General features: G+C 39.5%; 1 protein-coding gene. It reads right to left on the reverse strand.

What is annotated here, in order from left to right; translation table 11 throughout:
• Nucleotides 1-1,278: PolC-type DNA polymerase III N-terminal domain-containing protein (locus V7659_RS11530; protein ID WP_335540133.1), on the reverse strand; the 1,278-nt coding region annotated here is incomplete at its 3' end.
• Nucleotides 1,279-1,493: the final 215 nt, after the last annotated feature.

Consider the following 1,493-nt stretch of genomic DNA (forward strand, 5'->3'; position numbering starts at 1 on the left):
ATAAGTATCATCGGTAAGCTGACGGTGAGCATCATTATAAGCGATTGGCACTCCATCATCTACTAAGTTTACTTCAACGCCATAAAGAATTTTAATATCATTTTTCTTCCCTGCACCATATGCCTCAGGAAAGGATTGAGCAACAGCGTGATCGGTTACGGCAATTGCTTTATGCCCCCATTTGCTCGCCTGGGCTATCAGTGCACTAACAGGTGTAACAGCATCCATTTGACTCATCGGGGTATGAAGATGCAACTCAACCCGTTTTTCGTCCTCTGGAGCCGTATCCTTCCGACCTGCCGGTTTGATTTCATTGATATCATTTCCTATCATGACGAGGTCACGGACAAAGGTATCATTTTGAATGCTTCCTCGAACCTTTACCCACATTCCCTTCTTGACCAATTGGAAGAGGGCAGCGTCCTCTTTGTCTCGTGAAAACATTTTTACCATGATGGAACTTGTATAATCAGTTATTTTAAAGGTTAACAGGGATCGACCGCTCCTGAGTTCACGAATCTCAGCATCAAAGATGTACCCTTCTACCGCTATTCTTCTTTCTTCATCGATAATATCAATCAAACTGCGGAAGTCGTTATTATCTTTAATCGTGAGACCAATAGTAAGTGGTCCAGATGGCAAATCACCCGAAGCTTGGTCCTTTTCAGCTTCTTTTTTCTGCAATTCCACCATTGCTTGCAGTCCACGTTCTTGATCTTCTTTTTGCTTAGCAAGTAAAAATTGTTGGTATTCATCACTTTTTTCTACATTTTTCAGGTCCGTCTCTATTGAAAGGCTAGGAAACCCGAACGATTGATATATTTTTGAGATTACCTCACCATATTTCCTCTTTAAAGCAAGTCCTTCTGTATCATTACGAACCGTAATTGTTAGTTTATTTCCATTCACTTCAGGGAGTTGTTCATGCAACAGTTTTAAAAGCGGCGGAGCAATCCCATCTATTTGCTGAATGCTATAACTCCAATAATCTCTTATTAATTCAGATGAAATGGTTTGATTTGTTACATTTATTTGGAAAGATATCGTGGCGATATTTGAAAATGTCCGTTCAAGTTGTGTCGTAAACAGAACATAGATATTATAGGGAAGGATATTTTCGAGTAAAAATTGAAAATGCCACTTTCGATTCTTTTTTTCAACTAATAACCTATCTATTTGCGCATTGTTGAAATGCACTACAACAGCATCCTCGATTAATTGCAGCTGCTGGAGCAAGAGTTGGAATCGCTCTTTTTTGCCTGAGGCATGTTCGCTCATCGTTCTCTCTCCCATCTATTAAAAATCACTTTATTTATCTCGTCAAAAAATAATTATATCATATGAGTCGATTTGATTCGGCATTAATCGACAGAAAAAATTCTCCAATTTAGTTAAAAAGTTTTCTTTTTAAAAGGCTGTGTTAATCTTGTCTGTTGATTTCCGTTCCAGGCACTTCGCTTTCCGCGGGCGTGCCGGGGAGCCTCCTCGTCGCT

This window comes from Neobacillus drentensis (assembly GCF_036966985.1).
Lineage (GTDB): Bacteria > Bacillota > Bacilli > Bacillales > Cytobacillaceae > Neobacillus > Neobacillus drentensis_E.